At 71.8% G+C, this 13,038-nt stretch carries 13 protein-coding genes; 10 read left to right on the top strand and 3 right to left on the bottom strand.

Annotated features, from left to right (window positions below):
• Positions 1-161 precede the first annotated feature (161 nt).
• A complete protein-coding gene (gene hemH, locus MFF56_RS16925) occupies positions 162-1,250 on the bottom strand; it encodes a ferrochelatase (protein ID WP_066923515.1) in 1,089 nt (362 codons plus the stop codon).
• Positions 1,251-1,402: 152 nt separating this feature from the next.
• On the opposite strand from hemH, the gene MFF56_RS16920 reads away from it, so the two are divergent.
• From MFF56_RS16920 to MFF56_RS16910, 3 genes are all read left to right on the top strand, one after another.
• Entirely contained in the window at positions 1,403-2,350 is a 948-nt protein-coding gene (locus MFF56_RS16920; protein ID WP_066923520.1) for a class I SAM-dependent methyltransferase, read from the top strand.
• A gap of 94 nt (positions 2,351-2,444) precedes the next feature.
• Positions 2,445-3,968, top strand: coding sequence for a bifunctional metallophosphatase/5'-nucleotidase (locus tag MFF56_RS16915; RefSeq protein WP_066923522.1), 1,524 nt, complete (start codon positions 2,445-2,447; stop codon positions 3,966-3,968).
• Complete coding sequence (locus tag MFF56_RS16910; RefSeq protein ID WP_066923525.1) at positions 3,965-4,654, top strand: uracil-DNA glycosylase; 690 nt, start codon at positions 3,965-3,967, stop codon at positions 4,652-4,654. The genes MFF56_RS16915 and MFF56_RS16910 overlap by 4 nt, the downstream gene beginning before the upstream one ends.
• Positions 4,655-5,075: 421 nt before the next feature.
• On the opposite strand, the gene MFF56_RS16905 is transcribed toward MFF56_RS16910, so the two are convergent.
• On the bottom strand, positions 5,076-6,047 hold the full coding sequence (locus MFF56_RS16905; protein ID WP_066919603.1) for a polyprenyl synthetase family protein: 972 nt from the start codon (positions 6,045-6,047) through the stop codon (positions 5,076-5,078).
• Between the two features lie 12 nt (positions 6,048-6,059).
• Between MFF56_RS16905 and mtgA the strand changes: the two genes are divergently transcribed.
• Together mtgA and MFF56_RS16895 are read left to right on the top strand one after the other, a co-directional pair.
• Positions 6,060-6,851, top strand: a complete 792-nt coding sequence (mtgA, locus tag MFF56_RS16900) for a monofunctional biosynthetic peptidoglycan transglycosylase (protein WP_066919621.1) — start codon at positions 6,060-6,062, stop codon at positions 6,849-6,851.
• 82 nt (positions 6,852-6,933) lie between these two features.
• Positions 6,934-7,506, top strand: a complete 573-nt coding sequence (locus MFF56_RS16895; protein WP_066919623.1) for a hypothetical protein — start codon at positions 6,934-6,936, stop codon at positions 7,504-7,506.
• Positions 7,507-7,548: 42 nt separating this feature from the next.
• On the opposite strand, the gene MFF56_RS16890 is transcribed toward MFF56_RS16895, so the two are convergent.
• Positions 7,549-8,787, bottom strand: a complete 1,239-nt coding sequence (locus MFF56_RS16890) for an argininosuccinate synthase (protein WP_066919605.1) — start codon at positions 8,785-8,787, stop codon at positions 7,549-7,551.
• Positions 8,788-8,986: 199 nt separating this feature from the next.
• On the opposite strand from MFF56_RS16890, the gene MFF56_RS16885 reads away from it, so the two are divergent.
• From MFF56_RS16885 to atpA, 5 genes are all read left to right on the top strand, one after another.
• Positions 8,987-9,613, top strand: a complete 627-nt coding sequence (locus MFF56_RS16885; RefSeq protein WP_066919607.1) for a 2-hydroxychromene-2-carboxylate isomerase — start codon at positions 8,987-8,989, stop codon at positions 9,611-9,613.
• A gap of 84 nt (positions 9,614-9,697) precedes the next feature.
• Positions 9,698-10,384, top strand: coding sequence for a DsbA family protein (locus tag MFF56_RS16880; RefSeq protein WP_066919609.1), 687 nt, complete (start codon positions 9,698-9,700; stop codon positions 10,382-10,384).
• A gap of 100 nt (positions 10,385-10,484) precedes the next feature.
• Positions 10,485-10,613: a hypothetical protein gene (locus MFF56_RS32130; protein WP_280949058.1), complete on the top strand. Its 129-nt coding sequence runs from the start codon at positions 10,485-10,487 to the stop codon at positions 10,611-10,613.
• Between the two features lie 225 nt (positions 10,614-10,838).
• The gene (locus MFF56_RS16875; protein ID WP_066919611.1) at positions 10,839-11,411 is read left to right on the top strand and encodes a F0F1 ATP synthase subunit delta; all 573 of its coding nucleotides are present in this window, start codon (positions 10,839-10,841) and stop codon (positions 11,409-11,411) included.
• A 57-nt stretch (positions 11,412-11,468) separates the two neighbouring features.
• Complete coding sequence (gene atpA / locus MFF56_RS16870; RefSeq protein ID WP_066919613.1) at positions 11,469-12,998, top strand: F0F1 ATP synthase subunit alpha; 1,530 nt, start codon at positions 11,469-11,471, stop codon at positions 12,996-12,998.
• The last annotated feature ends 40 nt before the right edge of the window (positions 12,999-13,038 follow it).

Genomic DNA, 13,038 nt, shown 5'->3' with positions numbered 1-13,038 from the left:
GGCCGGCCGTCAGGCCGGGTCGGGAGAGGGGCACCCGGCTTCAGGATGAGGCGCGGCCTTCATGCAGGGCCGCAGCTCTATTCTGAAGCGCTCTCCCCTCTCCCGACCCGCTTCGCGGGCCACCCTCCCCCGCAGAGGGGGGAGGGGTAAGACGCGCGGGCCTACTCCACCCAACCCCGCAATTCCCGCCGCACCACGTGCTCGATGACCTCCATGCCGAGGTCGCCGTCGTTGAGGCAGGGGATGTAGGCGAACTTCTCGCCGCCGTTCTCCTCGAAATAGTGGCGGTTCTCGCCGTCGAGTTCCTCGAGGGTCTCCAGGCAATCGGCCGTGAAGCCCGGCGCCACGATCGCCATGCGCTTCACGCCGGACTTGGCGAGCGCCTGCACAGTCTCGTCGGTGTAGGGCTTCAGCCACTCCTCGTTGCCGAAGCGCGACTGGAAGGTGGTGCGCATCTTGTCCGGCCCGTAGCCGAGCGCCTCGCGGATCAGGCGGCCCGTCTTCACGCACTGGCAATGGTAGGGGTCGCCCTTGAGCAGGTAGCTCTTCGGGACGCCGTGGAACGAGGTGAGGATCACCTCCGGCTCGAAATCGAGCTTGGCGAGCCCCTCGCGGATCGAGCGGGCGACCGCGTCGATGTAGACCGGGTCGTCGTGGTAGGGCGGCGAGACCCGCACCGTCGGCTGCCAGCGCATCTGCATCAGGGCCTTGAAGGCCTGGTCGCAGGCGGTGGCCGAGGTCGCGGCGGCGTACTGGGGATAGAGCGGCACCAGGAGGATGCGGTCGCAGCCCTGGTCGAGCAGCGCCTGGATGCGCGAACTCACCTCCGGCTTGCCGTAGCGCATGGCCCAATCGACGACCACCGAATCGCCGAGCGCCGCCTGCAACCGATCGCGCTGGCCGCGGGTGATGGTCTTGAGCGGCCCCTCGTCCAGCGCGTTGTTCCAGACGCTGGCGTAGTCGCGCCCCTTCGGCCCCGGGCGCTTCGTGAGGATGACGAGGTTCAGGAGCGGCCACCAGATCAGCCGCGGCACCTCGATGACGCGCCGGTCGGAGAGGAACTCCTTCAGGTAGCGGCGCATCGGCCAGTAGGTCGTGCCCTCCGGCGTGCCGAGATTCATCAGGAGCACGCCGACCCGGCCCCAGCGGACGGGCGGATGCTCGGCGGGCAGCGTGCCGGCGCTGACGGGGGCCTGAGGCGCCAGGGGCTGGCGGGCCGCGAGCGTTGCGGGTTCGACGCGTTCGTTCATCACACAGGGCTTTCCGGTCCGCGGCGGCGCCCCGCCCGGCGCGCTTGCGGCTGCCGGGGGCGGATCTCGTGAGCGCGCCGCGATTGTCTCGACGGGCTTATCTATCTAGAGCACGAAGCGACTTTTCGAAGATCGACAGGACAGGGCGCGACATGCCGTCTCCCCGCTATTTCCTCAGGCACTTCGTACCGTTCACCGGCTACCCCTACACGGGCGCGCCGGCGGCGTGCAATCTGTGCGGCTGCGCGGAGTCCGTCGTGGTGGCCGAGAGCGACCGGCGCCTGAAGGTGCTGCGCTCGATTGCCTGCACGCAGTGCGGCCTGATCCGCACCGACCCGATGCCGACGCCGGACGAACTCGCCGCGTACTACGCCACCGCCTACCGGGCCGATTACCAGCTCGCCTTCGCGGGCGGCCCGCCGCCCCACCACGTCAAGCGCTCGGGCCGGGAGGCCGCCTTCCGGGCGGACCTGCTGGGGCCCAAGCTCGTGCCGGGCGCCCGGCTCCTCGATTTCGGCTCGGGCTCCGGCGAGTTCCTGGCCGCCGCCCGGGCCAAGGGCTGCGACGTGGTCGGCGTCGAGCCCGGCCGCGACTACGCCGCCTTCGCCCGCAAGACCTACGGGGTCGAGGTGCTGGACGATGCGGACGACGCGACCTTCGCACCCGGCAGCTTCGACGTGATCAGCACCCACCACGTGCTGGAGCACCTGCGCGACCCGGCCGAGGTGATGGAGCGCCTCGCCCGCTGGCTGAAGCCGGACGGGCGCCTCTACGCCGCGGTGCCCAACATGGCCGCCACCGGCAAGCCGCCGCACGAGCGCTTCCACTTCGCCCACGTGCACGGCTACGTGCGCGAGACCTTCGACCTGCTGGCCCGCCGCGCCGGGCTGGTGCCGGACGAGGCCTACTGGCGCGAGGACACCACGGTCGTCTACCGCAAGACCGACGCGCCGGTCGGGGCGCTGGCTGTCCCCGGCCTCGCGCAGCGGCTGGCCGCGGACCTGCGCCCGAAGGCGCCCGGGGCCTATCTCGCCTCCGGCGCCTGGATCTGGCCGATGGTCCGCCGCAACGCCAAGGCCGTGCGCGACACCTTCCGGTAGGGCGTCCTGTTTCGGCAGGGCGTCTTGTTCCGGTAGGGCGCCTTGCCGGCCGGGCGTCACGAGCGCGTCGGGTCCGCCGGATAGGCGAGGGGATATGCGCGAACCGAGCCGCCGCCAGACCTTCGGACTCGGGCTCGGGGCCGGCCTCGGCGCCCTGCCCACCGTCGCCGCCGAGGCGGGAGCCGACCGCCCGACCTTCACGCTCCTTCTCGTCAACGACATCTACCTGATGGGCGAGGTCGAGGGCCGCGGCGGCTTCGCGCGGCTCAACGCCGTGGTGAAGGCGGAGCGCGCGCGCGGCGTGCCCGTCCTCTACGCGCATGCCGGCGACACGCTCTCGCCCTCGCTGATGTCGGGCTTCGACCGGGGCGCGCACATTGTGGCGCTCCTGGCGCTCGCCCCGCCCGACGTGTTCGTGCCGGGTAACCACGAGTTCGATTTCGGGCCGGCCGTGTTCCAGGAGCGGATCCGCGGCGCCGCCTTCCGCACGCTCGCGGCGAACCTCCGGGACGGGGCGGGCGAGCCGCTGCCGGACGTCGCGGACCGCTTCGTCACCGATCTCGGCGGCGTGCGCGTCGGCGTCACCGGCATCGCGCTGAGGAGCACGCCCGAGAAGGCGCAGAGCGGCACGCTCCGCTTCGGCCCGGAGGCCGAGACGCTGGCCGAGCAGGCCCGCCTGCTGCGCGCGGAGGGCGCCGAGATCGTCGTCGCGGTGGTCCACACGGATCGCGCCACCGACATGGCGATGCTGGCCGCGGGCCACGCCGACATCATCCTGTCCGGCCACGACCACGACCTGTTCCTGCGCTACGACGGCCAGCGCGTGCTCGCCGAATCGAGCGTGGATGCGCATTTCGTCACCGCGATCGACATCCGCTGCACCCGCGAGGGGGAGGGGGCGGAGCGGCGCCTGCGCTGGCGCCCGAGCTTCCGCATCCACGACACGCGGGACGTCGCGCCCGATCCCGAGACGCTGGCGCTGGTGCGCCGCTACGAGGCCGACCTGTCGCGCGAGCTCGACGTTCCGGTCGGGCGGACCGCGCTGCCCCTCGACAGCCGGGTCGCCAGCGTGCGCGCCCGGGAGGCCGGCTTCGGCGACCTCGTGGCCGACGCGGTGCGGGCCTCGACGGGCGCCGAGGTCGGGCTGATGAACGGCGGCGGCATCCGCGGCAACCGGCTCTACCCGGCGGGCGCCGAGCTGACCCGCCGCGACATCCTGCAGGAACTGCCCTTCGGCAACACGGTGGTGCTCGTCGCGATCACGGGCGAGGCGCTGCTGGCGCTCCTCGAGAACGGGCTCGCCGATTACGGCCGGCCGGCGGGGCGCCTCGTGCAGGTCTCCGGCCTCGCGGTCCGGCTCGATCCGGAACGGGCGCCCGGCTCGCGCGTCCTCTCGGTCACGGTCGACGGAGCGCCGCTCGACCGGGCGCGGACCTACACGGTCGCGGCGAACAACTTCCTCTACGACGGCGGCAACGGCTACGGGGCCCTGCGCAGCGGGCGCACCCTGATCGGCGCCACCGACGGTAAGCTCGTGGCGAACGAAGTGATGACGTATCTGCGCCGCAACAGCCCCCTCGCGATCCGCGAGGGCGAGCGCCTGATGGTGGCGCGATGAGCCGCACGCCCGTCGCCGACGCGCTCGCGGCCTTCCGCGCCTCCGGCTCGCCCTGGACGGACCTGCCATTCTTCCGCGAGGGCGCGGCCGACACGGTCGCCGCGCGGGTCGATGCCCGCATCGCCGAGGGCGCGCGCGTGCTGCCGGAGCCGCGCGACATCTTCGCGGCGCTCGCGCTGACGCCCCCCGGAGCCGTCAAGGTGGTGATCCTCGGACAGGATCCCTACCCGAGGCCGGGCGACGCCCACGGGCTCGCCTTCTCGTATGTGGGCAAGGGCCGTCTTCCGGCCTCCCTGAAGGTGATCCTGGCGGAGGTCGATCCGGCAAAGCCCCGGTCCGGCGACCTGACGCCGTGGGCGCGGCAGGGCGTACTCCTCCTCAACGCCGCACTGACGGTCGAGGCCGGCAAGTCCGGAGCGCATCTGCGCTACGGCTGGGCCAGGCTCACCGACGAGGCGGTGGCGGCGGTCTCGGCCCGTCCGGAGCCGTCCGTGTTCCTGCTCTGGGGCGCCCAGGCCCGCGCCCGCGCCGCGCTGATCGACCGGGACCGGCACGCGGTCATCGAGAGTGGTCACCCCTCGCCGCTGAACCGGGCGCGGGACTTTCCGGGCTCCCGGCCCTTCCAGAAGGCGAACGCATGGCTGGAGGCGCGGGGGCTCCAGCCGATCGACTGGCGGCTGGGCTGAGGCCGAGACGGGCCTGTCGCCTCCGGACGACCACTTGGATCGCGCCTCCCCTCCGCTCCGTAGGAAAGCCGGGAGCCAAGTCGGGCTCAGGTGCCCTCTCCCATAGGGCAGGGCGATCGCATATGCCGAGCGAGTCCTGCCTCGGATCAGGCGCGGGTCCCCTCTCCCGTGCGGGAGAGGGACAGGGTGAGGGGCCCGGAGCGTGCCGGAGGAGGCGCTGCGGTTCCGCGGCGATGGCCAGCCCCATCCGTAGAGTTCTCATCCCTCACCCCAACCCTCTCCCGCACGGGAGAGGGGGCGCGGCGCGGTTCGGGCGCAATCCGAGACGGGTTGCCGCCATATGCGATCGCCCTGCTCATAGGGAGAGGGGGCCGCGTCGCGGCTCCGTCGCCGTTCGGTCTGAGCCGGGACAGCGAAGTCCTCAGGCCTTGCGCGCCACCGTGAAGCGGGCGGCGTCGCGCAGCGTCTGCGCCCGTTCGCCCCAGCGCGCCACCGCCTCGTCGCAGACCCCGACCAGCCGGTCGCACTCGGCCCGCGCGCCGTCGAGGCCGAGGCGATCGACGAGCGTCGCCTTGCCGGCGTCCTTGTCCTTGCCGGTGGCCTTGCCCATCGCCTCCGGCGAGGCCTCCCGGTCGAGGATGTCGTCGGCGATCTGGAAGGCCTGGCCCAGCGCCACGCCGTAGCGCAGCAGCGCCGCGCGCTCGTCGGCGCTCGCCCCACCCACGATGGCCCCGGCCTCGACCGAGAAGGCCAGGATCGCGCCGGTCTTCATCGCCTGCATGCGCAGGGTGTCGTCCACGTCGAGGGAGACGGGCCCGAAGCGGCCCTCCGCCGCGAGGTCGAGGAGCTGGCCGCCCACCATGCCGCCGAGGCCCGAGGCCTTGGCGAGGCCGAGCACGAGGTCGGCGCGGATGCCCGCATCCGCCTGCCATTGCGGGTCGGCGGTGATCTCGAAGGCCAGCGTCTGGAGCGCGTCGCCGACGAGGATCGCGGTGGCCTCGTCGTAGGCCTTGTGCACGGTCGGCTTGCCGCGGCGCATGTCGTCGTTGTCCATCGCCGGCATGTCGTCGTGGACGAGCGAGTAGCAGTGGACGAGCTCGACCCCCGCGCCCGCCGCCATGGCCCCGGCCTCCGGGCCGCCGAGCATGCGGGCGGTCTCGACCGTCAGGAACGGGCGCAGGCGCTTGCCGCCGCCGAGCACCGCGTGGCGCATCGCCTCCATCAGCCGCGCGGGCCGCGCGATCTCGCCGGGGCGGACCTCGCCGTCGAGGAGATCGACCATGAAGCGCTCGACCTCGCCCGCCACCGTGGCAAGCTTGTGGGTAAACGCGTCCGGGGTCCCGGCAACCTTGACCGATTCGGGCGTCGCCTGCGTTGAGGAGGTGGAGGTCATGGTCACGTGGCCTTGGGGAGGGTGAGTCGCGTCGCTGTGCGGGCGGAGGAGAACGGAGTCGAGCCCCGCCGGCCGGCGGCGACTGCGCAGGAGCGGCCGTTGAGGCGACGGGCGGCGACGCGCCGGACGGGTCCGGGCGGCCTGCGCCGGCTCGTCGGGCTCGTCCTGCTCGTCCCGGCCATCGGGCTCGTCCTCGTGCTCGCGCTGGGGCTCGTCTATAGCGCGGTGACGCCGCCCTCAACCCTGATGCTTGGCCGTTGGCTGACGCTGCAACCGGTGGCTCGCGAGGCCGTGCCGCTCTCGGGAATCTCCCCGAACCTCGTCCAGGCGGTGATGACGTCGGAGGACCAGCGCTTCTGCCTGCATCACGGCGTCGATCTCGGGGCCCTCCGGGACGTGGTGGAGGACGAGGAGGGTCCGAGCCGCGGCGCCTCCACCATCGCGATGCAGACGGTGAAGAACGTCTTCCTCTGGCCCGGCCGCTCCTACGTCCGCAAGGCGCTGGAGATCCCGCTGGCGGCGGCCTTCGACGCGCTCTGGGGCAAGCGGCGCATGATGGAGGTCTACCTGAACGTCGCGGAGTGGGGCGACGGGATCTACGGCGCGCAGGCGGCGGCGCGGCACTGGTTCGGCAAGGACGCGCGGGCCCTGACCCGCCAGGAGGCGGCGCTGATGGCCGCCGCCCTGCCGAACCCGATCCTGCGCAGCGCCGGCAAGCCCTCGCGCACCGTGCGGGCGATCGCGGGCCGGATCCAGGCCCGGACGGGGCAGGTCGAGGGATTGATGGGCTGCCTGCGGGGCTGACGCCGTCGCGGGCGTGAGGGTCCGGCGGGGGCAGGACAGCGCCGGGAAATCGGCTATGGAGGCCCGACGCAAGGAGAGCCCGATGCCCGAGACCGAGATCACCCTGGAGCGGATCGCCCTGATCCGCCGCCTCGTGGTGGCCTGGAACCCGCAAGGACACGGCGCGCCGATGATCCACCCGGACGCCCCTTACGGCAGCACCGACCGCGACGGCGACATCGCCAACGTCACGGGCGACGACGAGGGCGCGGAGGAGGAGCACCGCGCGGTCGGCGCGGCGCTCGCGGCCTTCGTGCGGCACGCCACGCTCAAGCCGGGGCGCTTCACCTACCACAACCCGCTGGTGAAGCTCGATCCGGCCCGCACCGGCGACGTCTTCCGCGATGCGGGCGGTGCGTCGCCGGAGCAGATCACGTTCGACGTGGACGGGGCGCATCTCGCGCTGGTCCGGCATCTGGCCGTGCTGTGGGACGAGGGCCGGGCGGTGCCGTTCGTCGATCCGGCCGCGCCCTACGGGGACGCGGATCTCGCCGGCTCGATGGCGCGGATCGTGGGTGGATCGACGGAGGATGCGGGTCGCCTGCACCACGCGATGCAGCCGGCCCTGCAGATCTTCCTGCGCTACGCCGACATCGCGCCGGGGGATTACGCGTAGCGCGCGATCTCCCTCCCCCTCTGCAGGGGAGGGTGGATCAGCTCAGCCCTCGCGCTTCTTGCGCTGGGCGAGCGTGCGCAGCCGAAGCGCGTTGAGCTTGATGAAGCCCGCGGCATCCCGGTGATCGTAGGCGACCGCACCCTCCTCGAAGGTGACGAGGTCCTGGTCGTAGAGCGAGTTCGGGCTCTCCCGGCCGATCACGTGGACGCCACCCTTGTAGAGCTTCAGCCGCACGCTGCCGGTCACCTTCTCCTGACTCCTGTCGATGAGCGCCTGGAGCATCTCGCGCTCGGGGCTGAACCAGAAGCCGTTGTAGATCAGCTCCGCGTATTGCGGCATCAGCTGGTCCTTCAGGTGCGCCGCGCCGCGGTCGAGGGTGATCGACTCGATGGCGCGGTGGGCCGGCAGCAGGATGGTGCCGCCGGGCGTCTCGTACATGCCGCGGCTCTTCATGCCGACGAAGCGGTTCTCGACGAGGTCGAGGCGGCCGATGCCGTTGGCCCGGCCGAGTTCGTTCAGCTTGGCGAGCAGCGAGGCCGGCGAGAGTTTCTCCCCGTCGATCGAGACCGCGTCGCCCCGCTCGAAGCCGATGGTGATCACGGTCGGCTGGTCCGGCGCCTCCTCCGGCGAGAGGGTGCGCGAGTAGACGTAGTCCGGCACCTCGACGGCCGGATCCTCCAGCACCTTGCCCTCCGAGGAGGCGTGCAGAAGGTTGGCATCGACCGAGAACGGGCTCTCGCCGCGCTTGTCCTTGGCGATCGGGATCTGGTGCTGCTCGGCAAACGCGATCAGCTGCTCGCGCGAGCGCAGGTCCCACTCGCGCCAGGGGGCGATCACGGTGACGTCGGGCTTGAGCGCGTAGTAGCCGAGCTCGAACCGGACCTGATCGTTGCCCTTGCCGGTGGCGCCGTGGCAGACCGCGTCCGCCCCGACCTTCTCGGCGATCTCGATCTGCTTCTTGGCGATGAGCGGCCGGGCGATCGAGGTGCCGAGCAGGTAGACGCCCTCGTAGACGGCGTTGGCGCGGAACATCGGGAAGACGTAGTCCCGCACGAACTCCTCGCGCAGGTCCTCGATGTAGATGTTCTCCGGCCGGATGCCGAGCAGCTCCGCCTTCCGGCGGGCCGGCTCCAGCTCCTCGCCCTGGCCGAGGTCGGCCGTGAACGTCACCACCTCGCAGCCGTAGGTGGTCTGCAGCCATTTCAGGATGATCGAGGTGTCGAGGCCGCCGGAATAGGCCAGCACGACCTTCTTCACGGGCTTCTGGTCGGGAGCGGACATCGGGGGGTTCCGGAGCGGGAGGGCAGGGGTCGCGGGCGGCTTATCGCGCGGACCCTCGGGCTGCAACCGGCGTGCCGGCCGGGGCGTTCGACCTGCAGCGCTGCCGCCCCATCTCAAGGTTCGGGTGCCGCGCCGCCGCCCCCGCGCGACGGCTCGGCGCTTGCATTTCCCGGTTCCTCCGTACGGAGACGCGTTCCCCATGGCCCGCCAGCCGACGATCGAGTTCTGGTACGAGTTCGCCTCGACCTACTCCTACCTCGCCGCCATGCGCATCGAGGCTGCGGCGGCCGAGGCGGGCGTCGCGGTGCGCTGGCGGCCCTTCCTGCTCGGCCCGATCTTCGCCGCCCAAGGGTGGACGACCTCGCCCTTCAACCTGTTCCCGGCCAAGGGCCGCAACATGTGGCGCGACCTTGCGCGCGAGGCGGCCCGCTACGGGCTTCCCCCGGTGACGCGCCCCGATCCCTTCCCGCAGAACAGCCTCTCGGCCACCCGCGCGGCGATCCTCGGGCAGGGCGAGGACTGGCTGATCCCCTTCACGCAGGCCGTCTTCCGCGCGAGCTTCGCGGAAGGACGCTCGATCGCCGAGCCCGCTTCCGTGATCGCGATCCTGGATTCGCTCGGGCTCGACGGCACCCAGCTCCTCAAGGCCGCGAGCGCGGAGGCCAACAAGACCCGGCTGCGGGTGGCGGGCGAGGAGGCGCGCTCGCGAGGGATCTACGGAGCGCCGAGCTTCCTGACCGAGGACGGCGAGCTGTTCTGGGGCAACGACCGGCTGGAGCAGGCGCTGGCCTGGGCGGTCGGGGAGCGCCCGCCCGGCCTGCTCTGACGGCCCCGGTTCCGCCGGGAAGCCTGTCCATCTCGGTCAGGCGCCGCTAGAAGGCCGGCGCCCCGAGAGACGGAACCCGACCCGATGCGCCCGACCCGCCGCCACCTTCTCTCGGCCTTCGTCGGCGCGGGCCTCGCGCCCGGCGCCGGCCTCGCCCAATCCTACGGCCAGCGCGTCGCGGTCGAGAACGACGAGGGCAAGGCGGTCGCCAACGCGATCCTGCCCGGCGAGATCACCGGCCAGATCCCGGCTCTGCGCGGCGTCACCTACGCGGGGCCGCGCGAGGCCGAGACCGCGCTCTACGAGTTCTTCGACTTCAACTGCCCCTGGTGCCGCAAGGCCGCCGCCGACGTCGTCTCGCTCCACACCAGCGACGCGGCCCTGCGGGTCGGGCTCGTGCACAACCCGATCCTCTCGCCGCAATCCGCCCAGGCCGCCAAGGTGATGCTCGCCGTCCAGCGCCGCCTCGGCTCGGCGGTGGCCTGGGACTTCTACCGCACGCTGCTCGGCCGGCCCGGCCGGATCGACGGCCCGGCGGCGCTGGCGCTCGCCGGCACCCTTGGCGCGCCGGCCAGCGAGATCGAGGCGGTCGCCGACAGCGACGAGGTGCGGCTGGCGCTCAAGAGCCACATGCGCATGGCCGCCGATCTCGGGCTCTACGCCACGCCCTCCTACGTCCTCGGAAACGCCGGGATCCTCGGTCATCCGGGAGCCCGCTCGCTCGCCCGGATGATCGCCAGCACCCGGCGCTGCGACCGGCTCGCCTGCTGAGCCGGGTCCCGCGCCAGGTCAGCCTCCGGAAAGGATCGGTCCCCATCCTGGCCGCGCCCGGACCCGGATTCGCCGGGCGGCACGGACCTGTGGACAAACAATGCACGCCCTCACCGCCCAGCTCCTCTGCATGGTCGCCGCCGTCATCTTGGGCGTGCTCGTGGCCGAGATGATCGAGACCCCGATCCGCACCTGGGCCAGCCGCCTCGCCGCCGGACTGCGCCGCTGAGGCAGAACGCCCGTCCGACCCGCCGCGCCGCCGCCACCCGATCGCGAGCGTCGCTCGCCTTGCGTGCCACCGTGTTGCCATGCTAGGCGGTCGCCGCGCCGGGCAGGGGTCTCTATGCCCCCGGTTTCCCGGGACAATCCCATTTCCCGCGGCCGTCCTTCCGAACCCCGTCGCGGGCCCGGATCCAGGGACGAAACCGCGGGCAAGGCAAAGAGAGAGCGGCGGGTGGCGCAGAACGGTTCCGAGGCAGGTCCCCTCGTCGCGGGCATGGCAGGCCGCTACGCCTCCGCCCTGTTCGAACTGGCCCGGGACGAGCGCCAGCTCGACGAGGTCGCCGCCGGTCTCGACCGGTTCGACGCGCTGCTCAAGGAGAGCGCGGACCTGCGCCGCCTCGTGAAGAGCCCCGTCTTCACCGCCGAGCAGCAGGCCGCCGCCATCGGCGCCGTGATCGAGAAGGCCGGCGTCACGGGGCTCGCCGCGAACTTCATCCGGCTCACCGCCGCGAACCGCCGCCTGTTCGCGCTGCCCGGGATGATCACCGCCTTCCGCGCCCTCGTGCAGGAATCGAAGGGCATCGTCCGCGCCGAGGTGCGCGTGGCGGAGAAGCCCTCCGACGCGGTGCTGGAGGAGATCAAGGCCTCCTTGCGCGACATCGCCAAGGCCGAGGTCGCGGTCGATCTCCACGTCGATCCCAGCCTGATCGGCGGCCTCGTCGTGAAGATGGGCTCGCGCATGGTCGACGCCTCGCTCCGCACGAAGCTCAACGGCATCCGCCTCGCGATGCGCGAAGCCCGGTAAGACCGGCGCACCGCATCCGACACCGACACTGAACAGATCCAGACAAGAGGCCCGACGATGGACATCCGCGCCGCCGAGATCTCCGCGATCCTGAAAGAGCAGATCAAGAACTTCGGCGAGGAGGCCGAGGTCTCCGAGGTCGGGCAGGTCCTGTCCGTCGGCGACGGCATCGCCCGCGCCTACGGCCTCGACAACGTCCAGGCCGGCGAGATGGTCGAGTTCGAGTCGGGCGTGCGCGGCATGGCGCTCAACCTCGAGCAGGACAACGTCGGCATCGTGATCTTCGGCTCCGACCGCGAGATCAAGGAAGGCCAGACCGTCAAGCGCACCGGCGCCATCGTGGACGTGCCCGTCGGCAAGGGCCTGCTCGGCCGCGTCGTCGACGCGCTCGGCAACCCGATCGACGGCAAGGGCCCGATCCAGTCGACCGAGCGCCGCCGCGTCGACGTGAAGGCCCCGGGCATCATCCCGCGCAAGTCCGTGCACGAGCCGATGGCCACCGGCCTCAAGGCGATCGACGCGCTCATCCCGGTCGGCCGCGGCCAGCGCGAGCTGATCATCGGCGACCGCCAGACCGGCAAGACCGCGATCGCGCTCGACACGATCCTCAACCAGAAGCCCGCCCACCAGGGCAGCGACGAGAAGGCCAAGCTCTTCTGCATCTACGTCGCCGTGGGTCAGAAGCGCTCGACGGTCGCCCAGTTCGTGAAGGTGCTGGAGGACCAGGGGGCGCTCGAGTACTCGATCGTCATCGCGGCCACCGCCTCGGACGCCGCCCCGATGCAGTTCATCGCGCCGTTCGCCGGCTGCGCCATGGGCGAGTACTTCCGCGACAACGGCATGCACGCCGTGATCGTGTACGACGACCTCTCGAAGCAGGCGGTGGCCTACCGCCAGATGTCGCTGCTGCTGCGCCGCCCGCCGGGCCGCGAGGCGTATCCCGGCGACGTGTTCTACCTCCACTCGCGCCTGCTGGAGCGCGCCGCCAAGATGGGCGACGCCGCCGGCAACGGCTCGCTGACCGCGCTGCCGGTCATCGAGACCCAGGCCAACGACGTCTCGGCCTACATCCCGACCAACGTGATCTCGATCACCGACGGCCAGATCTTCCTCGAGACCGACCTGTTCTACCAGGGCATCCGCCCGGCGGTGAACGTCGGCCTCTCGGTCTCGCGGGTGGGCTCCTCGGCCCAGACCAAGGCGATGAAGAAGGTCGCCGGCAAGATCAAGGGCGAGCTGGCGCAGTACCGCGAGATGGCGGCCTTCGCGCAGTTCGGCTCCGACCTCGACGCCTCGACCCAGCAGCTCCTGAACCGCGGCTCGCGGCTCACCGAGCTCCTGAAGCAGCCGCAATTCTCGCCGCTGAAGATGGAGGAGCAGGTCGCGGTGATCTACGCCGGCGTTAACGGCTACCTCGACAAGCTGCCCGTGGCGAAGGTGCGTCCCTTCGAGGACCAGCTGCTCTCGACGCTCCGCTCGAAGCACCAGGACCTGCTCGACGCCATCGGCACCTCGAAGGACCTCTCGGACGACAACGCCGCGAAGCTGAAGAGCGTCGTCGAGTCCGTCGCCAAGAGCGTCGCGTAAGCGCACGGCATCAACTGCGGGGGCACCCTCGGGCGCCCCC

This window comes from Methylobacterium hispanicum (assembly GCF_022179285.1).
In the GTDB taxonomy this organism is placed as follows: Bacteria; Pseudomonadota; Alphaproteobacteria; order Rhizobiales; family Beijerinckiaceae; genus Methylobacterium; species Methylobacterium hispanicum.
This window is presented reverse-complemented; position numbering and strand designations above follow the sequence as displayed.